Annotated in this window: 19 protein-coding genes; 7 read left to right on the top strand and 12 right to left on the bottom strand. The window is 64.3% G+C overall.

Annotated elements, in window-relative coordinates:
- Nucleotides 1-26 precede the first annotated feature (26 nt).
- From DS839_RS05410 to DS839_RS05430, 5 genes are all read right to left on the bottom strand, one after another.
- A complete protein-coding gene (locus tag DS839_RS05410; protein WP_119269251.1) occupies nucleotides 27-551 on the bottom strand; it encodes a hypothetical protein in 525 nt (174 codons plus the stop codon).
- Complete coding sequence (locus tag DS839_RS05415) at nucleotides 548-1,369, bottom strand: class I SAM-dependent methyltransferase (RefSeq protein WP_119269252.1); 822 nt, start codon at nucleotides 1,367-1,369, stop codon at nucleotides 548-550. Before DS839_RS05415 ends, DS839_RS05410 begins: the two co-directional genes overlap by 4 nt.
- Nucleotides 1,370-1,437: 68 nt before the next feature.
- Nucleotides 1,438-2,307: a carbohydrate ABC transporter permease gene (locus DS839_RS05420; RefSeq protein ID WP_368911210.1), complete on the bottom strand. Its 870-nt coding sequence runs from the start codon at nucleotides 2,305-2,307 to the stop codon at nucleotides 1,438-1,440.
- 3 nt (nucleotides 2,308-2,310) lie between these two features.
- On the bottom strand, nucleotides 2,311-3,279 hold the full coding sequence (locus tag DS839_RS05425; RefSeq protein WP_368911212.1) for a carbohydrate ABC transporter permease: 969 nt from the start codon (nucleotides 3,277-3,279) through the stop codon (nucleotides 2,311-2,313).
- A 97-nt stretch (nucleotides 3,280-3,376) separates the two neighbouring features.
- Nucleotides 3,377-4,759: an ABC transporter substrate-binding protein gene (locus DS839_RS05430; RefSeq protein WP_368911213.1), complete on the bottom strand. Its 1,383-nt coding sequence runs from the start codon at nucleotides 4,757-4,759 to the stop codon at nucleotides 3,377-3,379.
- 231 nt (nucleotides 4,760-4,990) lie between these two features.
- Here DS839_RS05430 and DS839_RS05435 point away from each other — a divergent pair, with 231 nt between their 5' ends.
- Nucleotides 4,991-5,770 carry an SDR family NAD(P)-dependent oxidoreductase gene (locus DS839_RS05435; RefSeq protein ID WP_119269254.1) on the top strand — a complete coding sequence of 260 codons (780 nt, stop codon included), beginning with the start codon at nucleotides 4,991-4,993 and terminating at the stop codon, nucleotides 5,768-5,770.
- Here the strand turns inward: DS839_RS05435 and DS839_RS05440 are convergent, their stop codons facing one another.
- The gene (locus DS839_RS05440) at nucleotides 5,771-6,502 is read right to left on the bottom strand and encodes a copper homeostasis protein CutC (RefSeq protein WP_119269255.1); all 732 of its coding nucleotides are present in this window, start codon (nucleotides 6,500-6,502) and stop codon (nucleotides 5,771-5,773) included.
- Between the two features lie 92 nt (nucleotides 6,503-6,594).
- Between DS839_RS05440 and DS839_RS05445 the strand changes: the two genes are divergently transcribed.
- The 3 genes from DS839_RS05445 to DS839_RS05455 all read left to right on the top strand — a co-directional run bounded on the left by DS839_RS05445 (nucleotide 6,595) and on the right by DS839_RS05455 (nucleotide 11,438).
- Complete coding sequence (locus tag DS839_RS05445) at nucleotides 6,595-7,485, top strand: LysR family transcriptional regulator (protein WP_119269256.1); 891 nt, start codon at nucleotides 6,595-6,597, stop codon at nucleotides 7,483-7,485.
- 67 nt (nucleotides 7,486-7,552) lie between these two features.
- Nucleotides 7,553-9,586: a molybdopterin-containing oxidoreductase family protein gene (locus DS839_RS05450; RefSeq protein ID WP_119269257.1), complete on the top strand. Its 2,034-nt coding sequence runs from the start codon at nucleotides 7,553-7,555 to the stop codon at nucleotides 9,584-9,586.
- Between the two features lie 145 nt (nucleotides 9,587-9,731).
- A complete protein-coding gene (locus DS839_RS05455; protein ID WP_368911243.1) occupies nucleotides 9,732-11,438 on the top strand; it encodes a chloride channel protein in 1,707 nt (568 codons plus the stop codon).
- Nucleotide 11,439: 1 nt separating this feature from the next.
- On the opposite strand, the gene DS839_RS05460 is transcribed toward DS839_RS05455, so the two are convergent.
- The 3 genes from DS839_RS05460 to DS839_RS05470 are packed head-to-tail and all read right to left on the bottom strand — an operon-like array spanning nucleotide 11,440 to nucleotide 15,205.
- Nucleotides 11,440-13,749 (bottom strand): xanthine dehydrogenase family protein molybdopterin-binding subunit, encoded by a 2,310-nt coding sequence (locus tag DS839_RS05460; protein ID WP_119269259.1) that lies wholly within the window; start codon nucleotides 13,747-13,749, stop codon nucleotides 11,440-11,442.
- Nucleotides 13,746-14,729 (bottom strand): FAD binding domain-containing protein, encoded by a 984-nt coding sequence (locus DS839_RS05465; protein ID WP_119269260.1) that lies wholly within the window; start codon nucleotides 14,727-14,729, stop codon nucleotides 13,746-13,748. Before DS839_RS05465 ends, DS839_RS05460 begins: the two co-directional genes overlap by 4 nt.
- Nucleotides 14,726-15,205: a (2Fe-2S)-binding protein gene (locus DS839_RS05470; RefSeq protein WP_119269261.1), complete on the bottom strand. Its 480-nt coding sequence runs from the start codon at nucleotides 15,203-15,205 to the stop codon at nucleotides 14,726-14,728. The genes DS839_RS05465 and DS839_RS05470 overlap by 4 nt, the downstream gene beginning before the upstream one ends.
- 225 nt (nucleotides 15,206-15,430) lie before the next feature.
- Between DS839_RS05470 and DS839_RS05475 the strand changes: the two genes are divergently transcribed.
- The gene (locus DS839_RS05475) at nucleotides 15,431-16,018 is read left to right on the top strand and encodes a TetR/AcrR family transcriptional regulator (RefSeq protein WP_368911215.1); all 588 of its coding nucleotides are present in this window, start codon (nucleotides 15,431-15,433) and stop codon (nucleotides 16,016-16,018) included.
- Nucleotides 16,019-16,042: 24 nt separating this feature from the next.
- Here the strand turns inward: DS839_RS05475 and DS839_RS05480 are convergent, their stop codons facing one another.
- Nucleotides 16,043-16,576: an Lcl domain-containing protein gene (locus DS839_RS05480; RefSeq protein ID WP_119269263.1), complete on the bottom strand. Its 534-nt coding sequence runs from the start codon at nucleotides 16,574-16,576 to the stop codon at nucleotides 16,043-16,045.
- A gap of 320 nt (nucleotides 16,577-16,896) precedes the next feature.
- Here DS839_RS05480 and DS839_RS05485 point away from each other — a divergent pair, with 320 nt between their 5' ends.
- Nucleotides 16,897-18,063, top strand: coding sequence for a M20 aminoacylase family protein (locus tag DS839_RS05485; protein ID WP_119269264.1), 1,167 nt, complete (start codon nucleotides 16,897-16,899; stop codon nucleotides 18,061-18,063).
- Nucleotides 18,060-19,274, top strand: a complete 1,215-nt coding sequence (locus tag DS839_RS05490; RefSeq protein WP_119269265.1) for a diaminopropionate ammonia-lyase — start codon at nucleotides 18,060-18,062, stop codon at nucleotides 19,272-19,274. The genes DS839_RS05485 and DS839_RS05490 overlap by 4 nt, the downstream gene beginning before the upstream one ends.
- A gap of 3 nt (nucleotides 19,275-19,277) precedes the next feature.
- Here DS839_RS05490 and DS839_RS05495 read toward each other — a convergent pair whose 3' ends face one another.
- Nucleotides 19,278-19,763, bottom strand: a complete 486-nt coding sequence (locus DS839_RS05495) for an Lrp/AsnC family transcriptional regulator (protein ID WP_119269266.1) — start codon at nucleotides 19,761-19,763, stop codon at nucleotides 19,278-19,280.
- 68 nt (nucleotides 19,764-19,831) lie between these two features.
- Nucleotides 19,832-21,082, bottom strand: a complete 1,251-nt coding sequence (locus tag DS839_RS05500) for a cysteine desulfurase-like protein (protein WP_119269400.1) — start codon at nucleotides 21,080-21,082, stop codon at nucleotides 19,832-19,834.
- Nucleotides 21,083-21,109 lie beyond the last annotated feature (27 nt).

Here is a 21,109-nt window from a genome sequence, read left to right on the forward strand (position 1 = left end):
CGAAGGCGAGTCACGTAAGGGCAGTCTTATCTTGCGGAAGACCGGCGCGCGTCGAAAGTCTGCTGGATGCGCCAGTCGGCGCCGGTCCACAGCTCGTTTCGCCAGGTAAAGGAGTCTTGGGTGACATCGGCAAAGGACCAGCGCATGCGCGGCACCTCGCCCTCGGTGGTCTCGAGCACCACTTTGTCGTCGATCCGGCGCGCGAGGAAGGTGCGCACCAGGCGATGCATCGGCCCGATCCAGGTCGATTGCCAGGCTCCGAGCTCACTGTCGAAGAAGCGCAGGCTCGTTCCATATTCATAGAGATCGATGCGCCCTCCTCGCTCGTTCCGCGGCGGCACGATCCACACATCCTGGACGCCGCGGCCTTCGAGGATCCATGCGAAATGCCATTCGCCGCGCTCCTCGCGCGCAAGCTTGCCCCTTTCGTCGAACCATTTCACGATCAGGTCCCAATCGCCGATGAAGGGTGCGAAGATGCGATGCTCGTCCGGAATATCGGGATGCGGTCCGGAGCTGATCAGCGAATCGGCGAACAGAAGCTTGCTCATGATTGCTTGCGCGCCAATATGGCGAAGCGCGAGAGCCGTCTTTCTCCGGCGAGCCTCGCTGCGGTTTCGAGGAAGCGCTGCTGGCCGAAGAACACATCGTCGCCTTCGATCTTCCGCAGCGGGGTTGCCCTTTTCTCTCGTGCCGCATGCCAGCCGGCCGCGTTGCCGGCCATGTTCGGCGTGCGGTCCTCGACGCGCTCGACGTCGAACCCTGCCTGCCGCAACAGCGTTTCGTCAAGGCCTTGCGGCGCGAAGACGAAGAGACCGATCGATGCCCTGACGGCGATCTCCTCATTGGTGATGAGGCCGGTCAGGACGATGGGATCGGTGAACAGCAGGCATCCGCCGGGTTTCAGCACCCGGCGCCAGTCGGCGAGGACGCGCGGGCGGTCGGGCAGATGGTTGATCGCATCGATGCAGGTCACGGCATCGAAGCTCGCATTGTCGAAGGACAACCGCTCGGCCGCGTTGGCATGATGGAAATGGGCACGGCCTTCATAGCCCACTTCCCGGGCATTGGCCGTGGCGCTGGTGATGCCTTCCGCATGGATATCCACGCCCGATACATGGCATTGGGTCTTCTGGGCGATGCGCAAGGTCGGCTTGCCCGAGCCGCAGGCGACATCGAGCAAGCGGCTCGACTTGGTGAGCCCGAGCCAGGAGATGAACAGATCCTGCTCTTCGGCGGTAAGCCAGCTCGTCTGGCCGATGTCCTCGCCGAAGGCCTCGCGGCGAATGTCGGCATAGAGGTCATGAGCAAAATTGCGATAGCTCGCGCCATAGAGATCGACGCGCTTGCCGGATTCCGATGGCGTCATGTCTTCCTCCCTGGGCAAGGGGTATATCTGCACTGAACCGGCGCCGGCGCAAGCCTCGGCACGGGATCCTAGCCCTTCACCACGCCTTCCATCAGGCCCTTGAAGAAAAGTTTCTGGGCGAAAGTGAAGGCGATGATGCCCGGCGTCACGACCAGGACATAGACCGCGGCCAGCGCCGGCCAGGACCACTGCCCGAGGCCGCCCTGGGCGCCGGCCAGGACCACCGGCATGGTACGCACGATCTGGTCGTTGGTCAGCGTCGAGCACAAGAGGAACTCGCCCCAGGCGGTGACGAAGTTCACGATGAAGATCACGACCAGGCCGTTGCGCGCCATGGGCAGGACGATCTCCCACAAGGTGCGCCACGGTCCGGCGCCATCGACCTTGGCCGCCTCCACCACCTCATGCGGCACCAGCTGGAAGATGCTGCGCATGATGAGCACGCTGATCGCCAGGTTGAGCGTGACATAGGGCAATATGAGGCCCGACGTGCTGTTGATGAGGTTAAGATAGTCCTGGATCTCATAGACGCTGATGATCGAGACGACGCGCACCGGGAAATAGAGCGAGACCAGGAGCAGCGCCACCACGAGGCCGCCGCCCTTGGGCTTCATATGGACCAGCGCGTAGCCCGCCAGCACCGCGCAAAGGGTGGTGATGATCACCGTGCCGGTGGTGACATAAATGCTGTTGAGCAGATTGATGGGAAAGGTGTCGATCTTGTCGAAGACATAGGCGTAGTGAGTGAAATCGAAACGCCGCGGCCAGAAGTCGGGTCGCATCGCATCGGAGCGCGATTTGATCGACATCATCAGCACCCAGGCCAAGGGTGCGAGGATGATCAGCATGAAAAAGTTGATCACGCCGTGGCGGATGATGGCGCTGCGGTTCTCGCGGAACCAGCCTTGCTGCGGTTTTGCGGATGCGGCCATGGTCATGCGCTAACCCTTGGGCCTGAAGATGCGGATCAGGAACACCATGACGATCATCATGGCGACGGCGCCGATCATGCCGATGGCGGCGGCAAAACCCTGGCGCCAGAGACCGAGCTTGAAGGCCTGGTCATACATGAAGATCGTCCAGGTATAGGTCGGCGAGTCGCGGTTGAAGCCGCCGAAGATCAGATATTCATCGATCACCGCCATGGCGGTGCCGAAGCGCAGGACCACCAGGATCATCATGATCGGCGCCAAGGCAGGCCGCGTGATGTGCCAGAAGATCGACCATTCGCTGGCCCCGTCGATGCGCGCCGCCTCCGGCAGGTCGCGCGGGATCGCGGCGAGCCCCGCCAGGAAGAAGATCGTGTGATAGCCGAGCCCCCACCACCATTCCATGATCGCGATGGCGGGCAGCGTCAGCGGCGTGCCGCCCAGCCATTGTGGCGCATTATACACGGTGAACAGGCCGAATATGTCGACCAGCAGATGATTGATCGGCCCGACCTGGTAATTATACATCCACTTCCACAGCACGAAGACGAGCGTGCTCGGGATCACCGCCGGGATCAGCAGCACCACGCGGTAGAACGTCGCCAGTTTCGGATTGGTGACCCGGTCGACGAGGATGGCGAGCAGCAAGGGCAGGATGATCGTTCCGGGGAGGAACATGATCGTGAACAGAGTGGCGCGCCACAGGCTCGCCCACATCAGCGGATCCTTGAACGCCGCGACATAGTTGCCGAACCCGACGAAATTCGCCGGCTCGTTGGAGAGATACTGATAGTCGGTGAAGCTGATCCACAGGACGCGGATGATCGGATAGGCCTGGTAGCCGATGAAGAAGACGAGCGTCGGCAGCAGGAACCACCAGGGGCTCATCGTGTTGCGCAGCGTCGTCATCCGCGACCCGAGCGTGTCGGCGCTGTGCGCCGGGTGCCGCGTCATTCGATCGGAAAAAGTCGTCTCTGCCATGCGCTATGCTAACGGATCAGAGGGGCTCGAGTACATTACAATGAGAGGGAGAACCGGGGCGCCACGCGCCTCCGGTCCCCACGCCCTCTCATTCAATCTACTGCTTGCCGCGCTTGATCTCGGCCTGTACGGCGTCGACCACCTTCTGCAAGGCCGCCTTCGGATCCGCCTCCTCGCCCTTGAGATAGGTCTCCCAGATGGGCTTGCCGATGACGAACTGCTGCAGGCCGAAGATGTGGTTGTTGATCGCCTTGGCCTTGTCGAGCTGGGCACGGACCAGGGGCACGAAATCCAGCATCCAGTCGGGCCTCTTGGCTTCCCATTCGGCATAGATGGACTTGTAGGGCGGCAACTGGCCCGGATGGGCGGCCTTGGTGCCGGCGATCGAATCCTGCCAGATCTGCCGGTCATAGGTCAGCGCCTTGATATATTCGGACGCCTTCTCCTTGTTCTTGCCGTATTTGAACAAGGCGCAGCCCGTCGTCCAGAACACCGTCGAGCCTTCGCCATTGGCAAATTTCGGCAACTGGCCCATATGCAGGAGCTTGGGATCGTCCCAGTTCTGCGCCATGCGCAAGGGCGCGTTGAAATACTTGCTGAAGTAGCCGACGCGCTCGGCAGCGAAGGCGACCTCGTCCGGCGTGCCGTTGACGCCGCCATCGGAGGCGCCTTCGAGCAGGATGTCGGGATGCGACACCGCCATGATGTTCTTCATCAGCTTCAGCGCCTCGACGGCGGCGTCGCTGGTGAAGTCGAACAGGCCTTCCGACGTATAGACGTTGCTGCTCATGCTGTGCGTGAAGGGAGCGACCGAACGCCAGCCATGCGAGTCGAAAGTGGCGCCGAAGGGGGCGGCCTGCGACTCGACGATCTTCTTGGCATTGGCGAGATGGTCGTCCCAGGTGGCGGGCGCCTCATCCTTGAGACCCGCCTTGGTGGTGATGCCCGAATGCCAGGAATTGCCGATCACATCGAGGAAGAACGGCCAGCCGTAGAGCTTGCCGTCGATCGTGTTCTCCTCGCGGATCGAGGGGATCATGTCGTCGATCACGTCCTTCGGGATATAATCGTCCCACGGCTCGATGACGTCGGCCGCCTTCATCGCCGACATTTCGACGAAAGGCGTCTGGCCGACATAAACGTCCCAGGTGCTTTCCTTGTTCTTGGCCTCGGCGACGAAGCGCTCGATGCCGAAACCCTCGACCGGCGCGATCTGGTAGTTGATGCCGGGGAATTTCTCGTTGACCTTCGGGATGCCGGGATGAAGATCTTCGATCCATTGATAAAAGGTCGGCGTCAATGGACGGTCCTGCGCGAAGGCCGGTCCAACGCCGTTCTTGGCAACGGTGCCCACGCCCGCGGCGCTCAAGCCTGCCGCCATGCTGCGCATGAGGAATGTGCGCCGGTCTATGCGGCCGCGCAACAACTGCTGACGCAGATCCTGCTGGAGGATCATTTCCGCTTCCTTGCGTTTCGTCATTGTCTACTCCCGGATTGATTCAATTTTTTGCTGTGTCGGTCGAAGGCCGAAAAGGCATTCTTATGTATATTCGGCGCGGCTGCAACTGTCTGCGTGAGCGATATCCAACTTCGTCGGGCAGACCAATGCCAGCAGCTCTTTCGCATCCTCCCCCAAGGACCCTCGACAGGGTGGAAAGGCTAGATTATCAGATAATATGATGGTGCCAAGCTGTCTTGCGGGGGCTTTTGCGTGACTGTGATCGATCAATTCCGCCTGGTTGGAAAGCGTGCCTTCATCACCGGCGGCAGCCGCGGCTTCGGCCGCGCCATTGCGCTCGCCATGGCCGAAGCCGGTGCCGATATCGCCATCAACGGGCGCGATCCCGACGCTCTCGCACGCACCGCCGATGAGATACGCGAGCGTGGACGCACCGTGTGGACCTTCGCCGGCGATATCGCGCAGCCGGCGATATGCGAGGACCTGTGCAACCGCGTGCTGGCCGAAGCCGGGCCGATCGACATCCTGGTCAACAATGTCGGCGGGCGCAATCTCGACATCGCGATCGAGGACACCGATCTCGACACCTGGCAGAAATTCATCGACCTCAACCTGACTCATTGCTTCCTCGCCACCAAGATCATCGGCGGCGCCATGTTGAAGCGCGGCAAAGGCCGCGTCATCAACATCGCCTCGATCAGCGGGCTCATCGCCAATCGGGGCATTGGCGGGCGCCATTATGAGACGGCGAAGGCGGCGCTCATCCATTTCACCCGCGCTACCGCCGCCGACTGGGCGCCGCGCGGCGTCACGGTGAATGCCATCTGCCCCGGCCTGTTCATGACCGAGCCCAATATCGCCTGGGCCGAAAAGCACCCGGAAGTCATCGAGACTTTCGTGCGCGCCGTGCCCATGGGGCGCACCGGCGAGCCGCATGAGATCGCCCCGCTCGCGGTCTATCTCGCCTCCCCGGCGTCCAGCTATGTGACGGGCGCTGCCTTCGTGATCGATGGCGGCTACACGCTCTGGTGATCAGCCCTTCGACATCACCGCGCGGATGGTGTCGCCCGAAGTGACGAGGCGGTCATATTCGGGGGCGCGCAATTCGCCGCCCATATAGACGTGATGGCGGCGGAACTTCATACCGCCCGTTTCCGGCTCGAGGGCCGCGAAATGGATCTCCTTAGCCCTGGCCGCGGCGATGATGCGCTCAGCATTGCGCGGCGTGATGCCGGCGCCCGGCATGATGATGATCCGCTCGCCCGCGCGGCGGATGAGCTCGGTGATCAGCGGCAGCCCTTCCAGCACGCTCGGTTCCTGCCCCGAGGTAAGGATCCGGTCGACGCCGAGCCCGATCAGGGTTTCGAGCGCAGCGTAAGGATCACGCGTCATGTCGAAGGCGCGATGGAAGGTCACCGACAAGGGCCGCGCCTTGGCGATGAGACGCTGAGTGCGCGCCGCATCGACGTCGCCCTCCGGCGTCAGGAGGCCGATGACCACGCCATCGGCGCCCTCTTCCTTGGCGGTTTCGATGTCGGTCTGCATGACGGCGAATTCATCCTCGTCATAGAGGAAGTCGCCGCCACGCGGCCTGATGATCACCTGAAGCCCGATGCCGGCGATGGTGCGCGCCTTGCGGATGGTGCCCCGGCTCGGCGTCGTGCCTCCCTCGAGAAGATTGGCGCACAGCTCGACCCGATGCGCCCCCGCCGCTTTGGCGGCGCGCACGCCCGCCACCGAATCCACACAGATTTCGTAGATCACCCCTGCCTCCTTGTTTAACGGGCGACAGATTGCCAGAGCTCATTGCGCCGTGGCAAATGAAACGCATGCCCGCCACTGACGGAGCCTGACCCATGGATTGGGATGATCTCAAGATTGTCCATGCCATAGCGCGGCATGGCTCGCTCTCGGCCGCCGCCCGGGCGCTCGGGACCACCCAGCCCACGGTGAGCCGGCGCTTGAGCGCGCTCGAGAAGGGCATCGGCGGCAAGCTGTTCGAGCGCGAGGCGGGCGGCCTGGTGCCGAGCCCGCTCTGCGCCACCTTCATCGAGGCGCTCGACCAGATGGACCAGCATGCGCAAGCGGTGGAGCGGCGCATCGCCGGGCGCGACACCGGCCTTCAGGGCAGCATCACGCTGACGAGCCTCGCCTGGTTCGGCGACGACATATTGGCGCCCCTCCTCGCGCGCTTCGCCAGCCGCCACAAGCTCGTCGCCATCAATCTCATCAACGATCCCAGGCGCTTCAACCTGTCGCGGCGCGAAGCCGATATCGCGGTGCGCATCGGGAGTTTTGAGCAGGAAGACCTGGTCGAGCGCAAGGTCGCCGACGTCTCCTACGGGCTCTATGCGTCGCTCGCCTATGTCGAGCGCCACGGCCAGCCGGATTTTTCCAGGAAATGCGCCGGCCACAAGGTGGTCTCGCTGGTCGATTCGCCCATCAAGGTGGTGCCCATCGAATGGCTGATGTCCATCGCATCGCGCGCGCAAGTGACGCTCAGGACCAACGATGTCCAGTCGCATATCGCGGCCGCCGAGGCGGGCGAAGCCATGGCCGTGCTGCCGCGCGTCCTGGGCGACCGCAAAGCAGGATTGCTGCGCATCGAGCCGCCGACGCCTGAACCCTTCCAGCCGGTCAAGATCGGGGTTCACGCCGATCTGCGCGACACGCCGCGCGTCCGCAGCCTGATCGATTTCCTGGTGCAGGAGTTGAAGGCGCGCGCCAAGGAGCTGCATCCCTCCTGAACTGGCCTGCGCGGCCTTCACGCAAGTGGACAGGCTGCCCCGGCGGCGTTCATGCTAGGGTCTGTCCATGGCCCAGCGCGAAATCATCAAGACCACTTGCCCCAGGGATTGCTACGATGCCTGCGGCATCATTGTCACCAGGAAGGACGGCGTCGTCGCCAATGTGCTGGGCGATCCCGACCATCCGGTGAGCCGCGGCGCTTTGTGCGGCAAATGCGCTATCGCCTATAACGGCGCCTGGCGTGACCCGGCTTTGCGATTGTCGCGGCCGCTCAAGCGCATCGGCGCCAAGGGCAAAGGCGAATTCACCCCCATCTCCTGGGACGAGGCGACGGCCGAGATCGCCGGCAAGCTCAACAGCCTCATCGATGAGGGTTTCGAGCGCAGCATCATCCACACCCACTATACCGGCACGGTCGGGCTTCTCGGCGGCGCCTTTCCCAATCGCTTCTTCAACCGCATCGGCGCCACCGAGGTCGATCCCGACACGGTCTGCAACAAGGCCGGCCATTCGGCGCTCGCGCTCGTCTTCGGCGCATCGGTCGAGGGCTTCGATCCGCACAGCGCCCGCAACGCCAGCTGCATCATCGTCTGGGGCGCCAACCCGTCCCATTCGGCGCCGCATCAGGACAAATACTGGCTGAAGGAGGCGCAGAAGGCCGGCAGCCGGATCATCGTCGTAGATCCGATCGCGCATGACACCGCGGCCACGGCCGACATCCATCTCAAGCTCAGGCCCGGCAGCGATGCGGCCTTGGCCTTCGGCCTGCTTCATGTCCTGCGTGAGAAAAACCTGGTCGATGAGACTTTCCTTGCCCGGCATGTGATCGGCGCGGAAGAACTCTTGCCCGCCATCGCGGCTATGACGCCGGCACGCGCGGCCGAATTATGCGGCGTGCCTGAAGACCTTATCGAAGCGGCAGCGATCGCCTATGGCGAAGGCCCGTCGCTCCTCTGGCTCGGCCAGGGCGTGCAGCGCCAGCCCATGGGCGGCAATGTCTTCCGGGCGCTCGCGGCGCTCATCGCCTTCACCGGCAATCTCGGCAAGGCGGGCGCGGGCTTCTGCTATATCAATGGATCGGCCATGCGCGGCATCGACATGGCCACGGTCACCGAGCCGTCGCTTGCCCGCAGCGGCACGGGCTCGGTCAGCCATATGGACCTCGCCCCGGCGATCGAGGATCGCGGCCGCGCCAAAGCCTTCTTCAACTGGAACAACAATCCCGCCGCTTCCTCACCCGAACAGGGACGATTGCGCCGGGCACTCGAGCGCACCGATCTGTTCCATGTCGCCATCGACCTCTTCCACACCGACACGACGGCCTATGCCGATATCGTGCTGCCGGCGGCGAGCTTCCTCGAATGCGACGATCTCGTCCTCTCCTATTTCGACCTCACCGTCTCGGCGCAAGTGAAAACCGCGGACCCGCCGGGCGAAGCGCTGCCCAATAGCGAGATCTTCCGCAAGCTCGCCCGGGCCATGGGCTTCAATGACGCGGCACTCTATGAGCCGGACCAGACGCTCATTGCGCGTCTCTTGGCCGCGACGCCCTATCGCGGCGGATTCACCGATCTCGCAAAGGCGGGAACGGTCGCTGTCTTCCCGGAGCCCCGCATCCAGTTCGCCGATCTCGTCTTCGCGACACCGTCGGGGCGCATCGAGCTCGCAAGCGATCGCGCCGAGGCGCAAGGCCTGCCGCGCGTGCCCCTGCCGCATGCCGATCCTCTGCCCGCGAAAGGCCATTTCCGCATCCTGTCGCCCGCCGGGCTGTGGCTCATGAATTCGAGCTACGGCAATGACAAGGTCATCCGCCGCAGGCTGGGACCCGCCACCATCACGCTCCATCCCGACGATGCGGCGGAGAGAGGATTTGCCGAGGGCGATTCGGTGCTGCTCGCCAATGAGATTGGCCGCCTGCCGCTTTCGGTCACCCTGTCGCCCGCGACGCAGCGCGGCGTCGGCATCGTCCATAAGGGCCGCTGGCCCGGCGCATCGCCGGGTGCGGCGAACATCAATGCGCTGGTGTCCGGCCGCAAGAGCGACATGGCCGAAAGCACGACGGTGCACGGCACGGAAGTGGAGCTGCTGCGCCCCGAATAGCTCTGTTCGCCGGTTGCTACGCGCCATCATCGGGCGTATCAGGCAGATGGGGCTTTCCTCATCCCACGAGACCGATTTGCCGTCAGCCGATCCGTTGCCCGACCAGGACCGTCGCCCGCCGCCGCTTCATCTGCGCGCGCTCGCGATGCTCGAGGCGCGCGGCATCGTCATCGTGCTCCTGGCTGTGGTCATCGGCGCAGTGGCGGGCGCGCTCGTCACCGCGATGAGCGCCATCGTGCAGATCATGCATCAGCTGCTGTTCGACCTGCCCACCGGTAACCGGCTGTCGGCGATGATGGCGCTGTCAAATCCCTTCCAAGCCGCGATGCCGGCCATTGGCGGTGCGCTCCTGGGACTGAGCGTGCTCTGGCTCAGACGGCGCAACTATCCGACGCCGGTCGATCCGATCGAGGCCAATGCGCTCTATGGCGGCCGCATGTCGCTCGCCGACACCGCCATCATCGCCGGCCAGACCGTGCTGTCGAGCGGCTTCGGCGCATCGGTCGGGCTCGAAGCGGGCTATACGCAAGTGGGATCCGGCCTCGCCTCGCGGCTGGCACTTCTGTTCCGGCTGCGGCGCAACGACATGCGCATCCTCGTCGGGGCCGGTGCCGCGGGCTCGATCGCTGCCGCCTTCGACGCGCCCCTGACCGGTGCCTTCTACGGTTTCGAGCTCATCATCGGCATCTATTCGATCGCCAATGTGGCGCCGGTGATGGCGGCTGCGATCACCGCCACGCTGGCCGTGCGCTGGCTTGGCGGCGCGCCCTTTCCGATCGCGCTGGCGGGCCTGCCCGAGCTCGCCGCGCAGCAGTATATCCCCTTCATTCTCCTGGGGCTCCTGGGCGGCGCGTTTTCGATCGCCATCATGTATCTGGTGGCGGTGATCGAGCGCGGCTTCAAGAGATTCGATTCCGCGCTGCGTCCCGTCATCGGCGGTGTCGCGGTCGGGCTCCTCGGCCTGGTGACGCCTGGAATCCTGTCGAGCGGCCATGGCGCGCTGCAAGGCGTCTTCAGCCTCGATCACGGCCTTGCCATCCTGGCGAGTCTCTTCCTGCTGAAAATCGCCGCCTCCACCATCTCGCTGGGCTCGGGCTTCCGCGGCGGCCTGTTCTTCGCCTCGCTGTTCCTGGGCGCGCTCTTCGGCAAGCTGTTCGCCGGTGTCAGCGCCCTGGCCATGCCGGCAATCGGCATCGACCCAAGCGTCGCCGCGGTGGCCGGCATGGCCTCTTTCGCCGTCGGCATCATCGGCGGACCTCTGACCATGAGCTTCCTGGCGCTCGAATCGACCGGCGACCTCGCCCTCACCGGCGTGGTGCTCGCCTCGGCGATCATGACCGCGATCCTGGTGCGCGAGACCTTCGGCTATTCCTTCTCGACCTGGCGGTTCCACTTGCGCGGCGAGACGATCCGCAGCGCGCAGGATGTGGGGTGGATACGCAGCCTCACCGTCGCCTCGATGATGACCAAAGACGCGAGCACGATCGCGGCCACGGCAACGGTCGAAGCCTTCCGCGAAGCGGTCCCGCTGGGTGCCGCTCCTTGCGCCGTCGCCCTGGATGCGCAAGGCCACTATGCCGGCATGCTGATCGTGGCCGAGCTCCACAGCCATCACGCCGATCCCTCAGCACCCCTGTCGGCCTTCGTGAAATTTGCCGACAGGGTGCTGGTGCCGGGGATGAATGCGCAGGAAGCCGCCGAGGCCTTCGGCCAGGCCGGCGCCGAGGAGCTTGCCGTCGTCCGGAACCTCGCCGACCGCACGGTGATCGGTGTGCTCAGCGAAAACCGTCTGATGCGGCGCTACGCCGAAGAGCTCGACAAAGCGCGCCGCGATCTTTCCGGTGAGGGATAGGTCAAAGCAGCTTTTCCAGCGTGATCGGCAGGTCGCGGATGCGCTTTCCGGTCGCGTGATAGACGGCATTGGCGATGGCCGGCGCCACGCCGACGATGCCGAGCTCGCCCACCGCCTTGCCGCCCAAGGCCGAGGCATGGAAATCCGGCACGCCGACCGAGATCACCTCGATGTCCGGAATGTCGGCATTGGTGGCGATGAGATAGTCGCCGAGATTGTTGTTGATCACGCGCCCATGACGGCGGTCGACGAGCCCTTCCTCGAGCAGCGCCTGGCCGATGCCCATGATGATGCCGCCCTTCCACTGGCTCTCGGCGAGCTTGGGATTGTAGAGGCGGCCGGAATCGAGCGCCGAGACGACGCGCGACACCCTGACCGTGCCGAAATCCTCATCGACCCTGACCTCGATGAAGTGCACGCACCAGGCATGAAGCGAGTAGTCGCCCTCGGTCGGCGAGCGCATGCGCGTGATGGTGGTGAAGGTCGTGTGCTTATCCTCGGCACTATTGGCGTTCTCAGGCAGGGTGTCGCGCAGGCTCTCGATCCTGTCGCGGCCGAGCCTTTGCATCAATTCGGCGATCGACAGGCTCTCCTTGCCGCGCGGTGATGAGATCCGGCCATCGGCGATGGCGAGCGTATTCGCCTGCAGGCGTCCGAACGGCGATTTGGGATCGCTGATGGCGAGCCCGATCAACTCGTCGCGCGCCGAGCTCGCCGCCTTGTGGACGGCGCCGGTCATGAGATTGGCGAGCTGCGATCCGCCGGCGACGGGCGCTCCCGGCAGCTCGGAGTCGCCGAGCTTCACGTCGACTTTCTCGACGGCGAGACCCAACACCTCGGCCGCGGTCTGGGCCAGGATCGTATAGGTGCCCTGCCCCATGTCGATGCCGCTGCTCAAGACTTCGGCGCGGCCATTGGCGAGGATGCGCACCAGGGCTTGGCCGGCGGTGCGGCGCACCGGATAGGTCCCCGCCGCGACACCCCAGCCGATCAGATGATGGCCGTCGCGCATCGAGCGGGGCTCGGGCTTGCGCTTGGCCCAGCCGAAGGCCTTGGCGCCCTCTTCATAGGCTTCGCGCAGGCGCCGCGTCGACCACGGCTTCTTCGCCTGCGGATCCTCTTCGGCATAATTGATGAGGCGGATCGCCACCGGATCGATGCCGACCTCATAGGCGAGCTCGTCGATCGCGCATTCGATGCCATAGGCCGACGGATTCTCGCCGGGCGCACGCAGAGCGCTGGGCAATACCGTGTTCACCGGCACGACATTCTGGCGCGAGGACAGGTTGGGCGTCGCATACATGAGGGTGGTGACGGCGCCCAAGGGCTCGACCCAGACACCATCGACCGAGGTCTCGTTCGCCCCCGTCTGGATGATCGAGAGCAGCTTGCCGTCGCGCGTGGCGCCGAGCGCCAGCTTCTGGCGCGTCGCCGCGCGACCGCCGAAGGCGGTGAAGGTCTGCGGCCGGGTGACCGCGAGCTTCACCGGGCGCTTGAGCATCTTCGCCGCAACCGCGGCAATGGCGCCATGCGCCATGGCGAAGGCCTTGGAGCCGAAGCCGCCGCCCGTATAGGGCGAGACCAGACGCACACTCTCGTAAGGAATGTCGAACCACTCGGCATAGGTGCGCGCCATGAAATTGATCCACTGGCTCGGCTCCCAGACGGTGAGCCTGTCGCCTTGCCATTCGGCGATGAGCCCATGCGGCTCGATCGGCACATTATATTCGCGTGGCGTCGTGTATTCCCGTTCGATGCGAATGGGCGCGTCGGCATACGCTGTCCTGGCATCGCCCCATTCGACCGTCATGGGGTCGACGGCGTTGCCCTCGCCTGCCTTCGGATCATCGAGGGTCGCGACCGCCCTTCCCTCCTCATAGTCGATCTTGAGAAGGGCTGCTGCCGCCGTCGCCTGCTCGAAGGTCTCGGCGACCACCGCGGCGACATGCTGGCCGGTGAAATTGACTTCCTTGGTCAGCGCCAGATAAGGCCCTTCGGGGCCCGGCGTGCCGAGCCAGGTCGTCGCCGATTTGAGGGGGAGGATATTGTCGGGCGTCAGGACGAGCAGCACGCCTGGTGCTGCTTCCGCGGCGTTCTTGTCGATGGCGCGTATGCGGCCTGCCGGAATCGTGCTCTGCACGATCACCGCATGGGTCATATTGGCGGGATGGTGCTCGAGCGCATAGCGCGCGGCGCCTTTGATCTTGGCGGGGCCGTCGATGCGCGAGAGGCGGCTGCCGAGCGGCGCGCCGCTGTCGGACGCATCGCCGCGCTTCGGCTTGGCCGGAGTCTTTGTGGCAACTTCAGTCATGCAATGCCTCCGACTTTCAGGATGGCGCGGGCGATGACGCGCGGCGCCAGGTCGATCTTGTAGTGATTGTCGCCTTGCGCGACGGCGCTCTCCATGGCGAGGAGGCTGGCGCGCTTCACCGTTTCGGCCGCGAGCGTCTTGCCTTTGAGATGGGTCTCGACCTCACGCGCCCGCCAGGGCTTGGTCGCGACACCGCCCAGCGCCACGCGTACATCGCGAATGGTTTTGCCGTCGGCCTCGAGCTCGAGCCCAACCGCGGCGCTGGCGGCGGCGAATTCATAAGACTGGCGGTCGCGCACCTTGAGATAGGTCGAGCGCTTCGCCGCCGCCGAGGCCGGGATGGTGACGGCAGTGATGATCTCACCCGGTTCCACGGCATGTTCTTGATGCGGCGTCGCTCCCGGCAAGAGGAAGAAGTCGTCCACCGCGATCTGGCGCTCGCCCAGGTGGATGACGGCGTCGAACGCGGTGAGCGCTACCGCGAGATCGCCCGGATTGGTGGCGATGCAATAGGAGCTCGTGCCCAGCACCGCGTGATTGCGGGTGACGCCGCCCTGAGCGGCGCAGCCCGAGCCCGGATGGCGCTTGTTGCAGGCTGGGAAGGATGCGGGGTCGCGGAAATAGGCGCAGCGCGTGCGCTGCATGAGGTTGCCGCCGATCGTCGCCATGTTGCGCAATTGGGCCGAAGCGGCCTGCCACAGAGCTTCCGAGACGGCCGGGAATTCCTTGCGGATACGGGCGTCGTCGGCCACATGGCTCATCCTGGCGAGCGCGCCGAGACGGGCGCCGTCGCGGTCGACCTTGATCGCATCGAGGCCCTCAATATGGGTGATGTCGACGACCTCATCGGGCATGGCCACGCCGCATTTGGCGAGGTCGACCAGGGTGGTGCCGCCGGCGAGCAGCATCGCGCCGGCCTGGCCTGCACGCTCTCGCGCCTCAGCGAGCGAGGCGGCACGGGTGTAGGAGAAATCCTTCATGACGCCATCGCCTCCTTCGCTTCGCGCACTGCCGCCACGATATGCGGATAGGCGCCGCAGCGGCACAGATTGCCCGACATATATTCGCGGATCTCGGCATCGGAGCCGGCATGGCCTTCCTTGATGCAGGCGACCGCCGACATGATCTGGCCCGGCGTGCAATAGCCGCATTGGAACGCGTCATGGGCGAGGAAGGCGGCTTGCACCGGGTGAAGATCGCCGCCGTCGGGGCGCAGGCCCTCGACGGTGGTGATCGCGCGGCCTTCGACCTGTGCCGCGAGCGTAAGACAGGACAGCACGCGCTCGCCATCGACATGGACGGTGCAGGCGCCGCACTGGCCTTGGTCGCAGCCTTTCTTCGAGCCGGTAAGGTGCAGGTGGTCGCGCAGGGCGTCGAGCAGCGTGACGCGCGGCTCGACCGAGACCTCATGCGTCTTGCCATTGACTTCAAGCTTCAGCTTCAGGGGTTTTGTCATGGATTCGGGCCTCACTCTGTCCCCTAATGAAGGGCATGACATTTCGGTTCCGGATGGGATAACACTTAGGGGGCGCCCGTGGTATAAGCGGAGGCGCCTCCGGTTTTCGGAACTTAAGAGCTTGGGGATGACGATTCAAGACCTTAATTGTGTTTGGTGTGTGAATTGACCGCCAAGCGACCCGTTAAAAAGCCGAAGGCCGCCCCTGCCCCAGCGGAAAAGACCTTGCGGGCCGATGCCCAACGCAACCGCGACAAGCTCGTCAAGGCTGCCTCTCTGGCTTTCGCCGAGCACGGCATCGATACCTCGCTCGAAGAGATCGCCGAACGCGCCCAAGTCGGCATCGGCACGCTCTACCGCCATTTTCCGACGCGCGAGCATCTGGTCGAGGTGGTCTATGCAAGGGAAGTCCAGGCCCTGTGCCAGGCGGCCGACGATCTCGCCAGGAAGCATCCCCCCGATGTCGCTCTCGGCCTTTGGATGCAGCGCTTCGTCGACTATATCGCCGCCAAGCGCGGCATGGCGCAAAGCCTGAAGCTGCTCCTCGCCAGCAATTCAGAATTCTTCGCCGAGGCGTCGGGCAAGATCCCGGCGGCGCTGCAAAGGCTCATCGATGCCGCCATCGCCCATGGCTCGATCCGCGCCGATATCGACAACTCGGATCTCATGAGCGCGCTTTCCGGCATCTATGGCGCGCCGCAGACGCCCGACTGGCGCGATCGCTCGAAACGGCTGGTGGCGCTCCTGATGGATGGACTGAGGTCGGGGGTGAAGAAAAAATCCCTCAAGCCTGCTCCGCCGGGCAAAGAGTAAGGGAATTTTCAGGCCCCGCGATGGTCACTTGAGACCGGTTGCGCGCAGTCCCTGAACACACCAGACGCCGGCCTTCTCGGTTGCGGGCGCTGGCACGACGATCGTCGTCCGCCCGCTGAACATGACGGTGGCGTATGAATTGTCCGATCCCGGCCATTCCGTTATCGTCCAATAGGGCGTCTCGCTCCGCTTCGTCGACGGGAGATCTGCCCCCTGGCTTTCGCCATCAAGGCTGGTGAGCTCCGCCATGGTCGGAAGCTGCCATCCCATCTCGCCATAGGGACCGCCTTGCCCCAGCGTGGCGCAGCGGGCCATCGCCTCACTCAAGGTGACGGGCTCGGTCCAGATATCGGTGCTCGCCACGAGGCATGTCTTCTTGTCCAGGACAGCCCGGCCGCCATGCTCGGCGAGCGGCCAGAAGCGCTGGCCCTCAAGCGGCTCGCGGCGCTGCTGGTGAACGATCCCGCATGCCTCTTCTTCACTTGAGGCGGGCGATGCGATCACGAGCAATCCGACGAAAAGGACTGCAAGCACGGCTGGTTTTGCAATTCGGCGCATGGGATTCCTCCTGCATTGCAATCGGCCCCCGGTGCGGCCTGCGGCCCGCGCGAAACGGGCCGCATCCTCAGGGCTCAGTCTACCCGAAAGATCACTGTTTGAACGGTTGCGGTCGGCATTGTCGCGAGACTGCCGAAGCGGGACTTACGTTTGGCTTACGCGAGATGGGAACCGCTTCCAGGACTGTCCCATTATCTGACATCGCCCGGGACGCTGAATGGCGCCGCAATTCTGCATTTGGCCGGTCTTTTTGCCGAGTTTAGCTCTCGCTGTTCGGGCAAAAGGGGCGGCATCACGAAGCGCAGATCACGGAGCCGCCCATGCCCGCGCGACCGGACGACCTCACTATCGAAACCGCCACCGAATGGCGGCGCCATCTCCATTCCATACCGGAGCTGGGCTTCGGCGAGCACAAGACCTCGGCCTTCGTCGCCGACAAATTGCGCGACTTCGGCCTCGAGGTGCATCAGGGGATCGGCGGGACCGGCGTCGTCGGCGTGCTCAAGCGCGGGCTGGGCAATCAGGCCATTGCGCTCCGGGCCGACATGGACGCCCTGAAGATCACCGAGAATACCGGCCTCCTCTATGCCTCGAGCCATCAGGGCCAGATGCATGCCTGCGGCCATGACGGCCATATGGCAATGCTGCTCGGCGCCGCCCGCTATCTCACCGAGCGCGGCCAATTCTCAGGCACCGTCTATTTCATCTTCCAGCCCAATGAGGAACATGGCCGCGGCGCCAAGGCGATGATCGCCGACGGCCTTCTCGAGCGCTTCTCCTTCGAAGAAATCTATGGCCTGCACAATATGCCGGGCATGCCGGTCGGCGCCTTCGCCACACGTCCCGGCCCGTTGATGGCGTCGGAAGATAATTTCGAGATCCGCATCCGCGGCAAAGGCGGCCATGCCGCGCGCCCGCATGTCGCCAATGACCCGTTGGTGATCGCTGCTCATCTGATCCTGGCGCTGCAGACGATCGTGTCGCGCCGGGTCTCGGCGCTCGATACCGCTGTCGTTTCGGTCACCGAGGTCCTGACCGACGGCACGCGCAATGTGCTCCCTGAAAACGTGACCATCAAAGGCGACACCCGCAGCTATTCCCCCGAGGTGCAGAAGACGATCGAAACCGAGATGCGCAAGCTCGCGCAAGGCACCGCCTTGAGCTTCGGCGCCGAGGTCGCGGTCGATTACAGCCATGAATTCGCCGCCACCGTCAATCACGAGGCGCCGAGCCGGCATGCCTTGGCCGCCGCTCAGGCGACGCCCGGCATCACCAGCGTCGACGCCGATCCGGCGCCGCTCATGGGATCTGAGGATTTCGGCCTCTTCCTCAATCACAAGCCCGGCAATTTCGCCTTCCTCGGCAATGGCGATCAAGGCGCCAACGGCCAGCCGCTGCACAATGCGCATTATGACTTCAACGACGCAGCCATCGGTCCCGGCATCGCCTATTGGTCAGAGATCGTGCACAGCAGGCTCACCGCATGAACAACTTTTCCGCGATGATCGATAACGCAACCGCCGTCATTCCGGCACCCGGGACGCGCCCCAAGCTTGGGCCCCTGCCCTGGTGGTGCGCCGCCGATGCCGCGGCCGTGCCGCGCCAATTCCTGAAAAACTTCCCGCATCATCCGCCGACACCCTTGCTGGCGCTCGATGCGCTGGCCGCGAGGCTCGGCATCGGAAGCCTCCACGCCAAGGATGAATCCTTCCGGCTCGGGCTTTCGAGCTTCAAGGGCCTGGGCGGCGCCTATGCGGTCATGCGCGTGGCGCAAAAGCATGCCGAAGCGGCTCTCGGCCGCCCGGTCCTGCCGCATGAGCTTCTGACCCCCGAAATCCGCGCGCTCTCCGCCGATCTCACTTTTTGCTGCGCCTCCGACGGCAATCACGGCCGCTCGGTTGCCGCCGGCGCCCGCCTGATCGGCGCCCGCTGCACGATCTTCCTGCATGCCGGGGTGAGCGAAGAACGCGTCGCCCATATCGAGAGGCTGGGGGCGACCATCGTACGGATCGATGGGTCTTACGATGACTCGATCGCGGAAGCGGCACGATCGGTCGACCGCCGCGGCTCGATCCTCGTTCCTGATATCGTCTCGGCCGGCGATCCTGAAACGGCGCAGGTCTGCGGCCATGTCATGCAGGGCTACTCGATCCTGGTCGACGAGGTCTTCGAGACGGCGCGAGAGCGCAAGCTCGATTTCACCCATGTCTTCGTGCAGGCAGGCGTCGGAGGCCTCGCCGCGAGCGTGCTCGGCCATTGGAGCGCTCTTGCCGGACAAAACGGGACGCCGCGCTTCGTCATCGTCGAGCCCGAGCGCGCGGCCTGCCTCACCGAAAGCGCCAAAGCCCAACGCCTGGTCACGCTGCCGCATGGCCCCTCCACCGTCATGGCCATGCTCGAATGCCAAAGCGCCTCGCCGCTCGCCTGGCCCATCGTCCATGCGCTGGCTGATGCCTATATCACCGTCGCGGAAGAGGATGCGCGCCAGGCGGTCAAGCATCTTGCCTGGCCCAAGGGTGTGGACCCCGTCATCGAAGCGGGTGAATCGGGTGCCGCAGGCCTCGCCGGCCTCGAGCGGCTCCTCGCCGACAAGACGCTCGCCGCCCAATTGGGGCTCGACGGGAAGGCGAAAGTCCTGGTGATCGTCACCGAAGGGCCGACCGACCGCAGCCAATGGAGCGGCCGAACCCGGCAATGACCGTCATTCCGCGATGTGGAATTTGGTGGTGAACTTCACCGTCTGCATCGAGGCATAGGTCTGGAACGCCTTGACGTTCTTGTCGCCGAAAAAGGCCCGTTCGGTGAAAGCGCCATAGTCTTCCATCGAGGCGACGCGGACCACCAGGATGAAATCGGCATTGCCGGTGACGTAGTAGCATTGCGTGACCTCGGGATAGGTGGCGACCCGGCGCTTAAAGCCGTCAAGCAGGTCGCGCTGCTCACGCTCGAGCGAGACGAGGACGATCAAGGTCACGGGTGTGCCCGCGGCTTCCGGCGACAGCAGCGAGACGTCGGCCGCGATCACCCCTTCGGCGCGCATGCGCTTGAGCCGGCGCTGGCAGGCGGTCGCCGACAGGCCCACCTTTTCCGCCAGTTTCTCGGTCGTCAGGAGATTGCTCTCCTGAACGACATTCAGCAAAGCAATATCGAAATGGTCGAGCTCCGGATCGACCTTGCCGCGTTTCATCTATCGGCCTCCAACATGGTCATTCACACCATGTCATAGCGCATGATCCGGAAAAGTGGATACCGGTTTCAGCCCGAGGCTGCCGCTTTCGCCGATCTGATCGCCGCCTCCAATGCCGCAATCAGGCTGTCGACTTCCGCAACAGTGTTGTAATGCGCCATCGAGACCCTGAGCACGCCGCTCTTGTCCGAGAGCCCCAGCGCCTCGATCAGGCGCCTGGCATGGAAGTCGCCGAAGCGGACGGCAACATGAAAGGGATCGACGGCCTCCGCCAGAGCGCCGCTGTCGACACCTTCGACCACGAAGCTGATGGTCGGCACGCGTTTGGCATCGGCGCGCGTGTTGCCGATGATGCGGCAGTCATTGCGGGTTCGGAGCCAGGTGAGCAGCCGCTCGCCGATCACCTGCTCATGCGCGGCGATGCCGGCAAAGGCGGCGACGATCTTTTCTCTGGGCGTGCCTTGGGGCGCACTCATCGCGCCGAGCTCGGTCAGATAGTCGATGATGCCCAGCGCCGAATAGGACAATTCGTAATTGACATTGCCCGGCTCGAGTTTGTGCGGAACCCGATCGCGCCCATAGAAATAATGATAGAGGCTGTCGAGCTCCAGCAAATGCCCATATTTGCCGTAGAGCACGGCGTGATGCGGCCCGAACACCTTATAGAGGCTGAAGACGTAGAAATCGACGTCCCAACCCCTTACATCGATGGCGCCGTGCGGCGCATAGGCGACCGCATCGACGCAGATCCTGGCGCCGTGGCGATGCGCGATGCGCGCGATCTCGTGAATCGGGTTGATGGTGCCGAGGACGTTCGATACATGCGAGACGGAGACGAGCTTCGTCCTCGGCGTCATCAGCCTTTCGAGATCGGCGAGGTCGAGCTCGAAGGTCTCCTGGTGGACGCGCCAGGTCCTGATCACGATACTCTGCTCGGCGAGACCGAGCCACGGGCCGATATTGGATTCATGATCGGCATCGGTGACGATGATCTCATCGCCGGGAGAGAACTGCCGGCGCATGGCGCGCGCCAGCTGCTGCAGCAGGACCGTCGTCGAAGGCCCCATGACGATCTCCTCAGGGCGGCCTGCATTGACGAAGGTGGCGAGCGCCATGCGGCTCTGCTCCACCGCCTGGCGCGCTCTGACCGACACTTCATAGCTGCCGCCGGTCTGCACGTTGCGGGTGAACAGGAATTCCTGGATGCGGTCGACGGCGCGCTTCAGGATCTGCGATCCGCCGGCATTGTCGAAGAATGCCCAGCCCTGGCCGAGCCCGGGAAACTGCCGGCGCACGAAGTCCATATCGAGGGCCGTCATCTGTTCTTGCCTTGCATTCATCTCATT

It is taken from the genome of Taklimakanibacter deserti, assembly GCA_003574785.1.

Coding starts and splice junctions, on each gene's coding strand:
- DS839_RS05410 (WP_119269251.1), bottom strand. CDS start 551: ATGAGCAAGCTTCTGTTCGCCGATTCGCTGATCAGCTCCGGACCGCAT.
- DS839_RS05415 (WP_119269252.1), bottom strand. CDS start 1,369: ATGACGCCATCGGAATCCGGCAAGCGCGTCGATCTCTATGGCGCGAGC.
- DS839_RS05420 (WP_368911210.1), bottom strand. CDS start 2,307: ATGACCATGGCCGCATCCGCAAAACCGCAGCAAGGCTGGTTCCGCGAG.
- DS839_RS05425 (WP_368911212.1), bottom strand. CDS start 3,279: ATGGCAGAGACGACTTTTTCCGATCGAATGACGCGGCACCCGGCGCAC.
- DS839_RS05430 (WP_368911213.1), bottom strand. CDS start 4,759: ATGACGAAACGCAAGGAAGCGGAAATGATCCTCCAGCAGGATCTGCGT.
- DS839_RS05445 (WP_119269256.1), top strand. CDS start 6,595: ATGGATTGGGATGATCTCAAGATTGTCCATGCCATAGCGCGGCATGGC.
- DS839_RS05450 (WP_119269257.1), top strand. CDS start 7,553: ATGGCCCAGCGCGAAATCATCAAGACCACTTGCCCCAGGGATTGCTAC.
- DS839_RS05455 (WP_368911243.1), top strand. CDS start 9,732: ATGCTCGAGGCGCGCGGCATCGTCATCGTGCTCCTGGCTGTGGTCATC.
- DS839_RS05460 (WP_119269259.1), bottom strand. CDS start 13,749: ATGACTGAAGTTGCCACAAAGACTCCGGCCAAGCCGAAGCGCGGCGAT.
- DS839_RS05465 (WP_119269260.1), bottom strand. CDS start 14,729: ATGAAGGATTTCTCCTACACCCGTGCCGCCTCGCTCGCTGAGGCGCGA.
- DS839_RS05470 (WP_119269261.1), bottom strand. CDS start 15,205: ATGACAAAACCCCTGAAGCTGAAGCTTGAAGTCAATGGCAAGACGCAT.
- DS839_RS05480 (WP_119269263.1), bottom strand. CDS start 16,576: ATGCGCCGAATTGCAAAACCAGCCGTGCTTGCAGTCCTTTTCGTCGGA.
- DS839_RS05485 (WP_119269264.1), top strand. CDS start 16,897: ATGCCCGCGCGACCGGACGACCTCACTATCGAAACCGCCACCGAATGG.
- DS839_RS05490 (WP_119269265.1), top strand. CDS start 18,060: ATGAACAACTTTTCCGCGATGATCGATAACGCAACCGCCGTCATTCCG.
- DS839_RS05495 (WP_119269266.1), bottom strand. CDS start 19,763: ATGAAACGCGGCAAGGTCGATCCGGAGCTCGACCATTTCGATATTGCT.
- DS839_RS05500 (WP_119269400.1), bottom strand. CDS start 21,082: ATGACGGCCCTCGATATGGACTTCGTGCGCCGGCAGTTTCCCGGGCTC.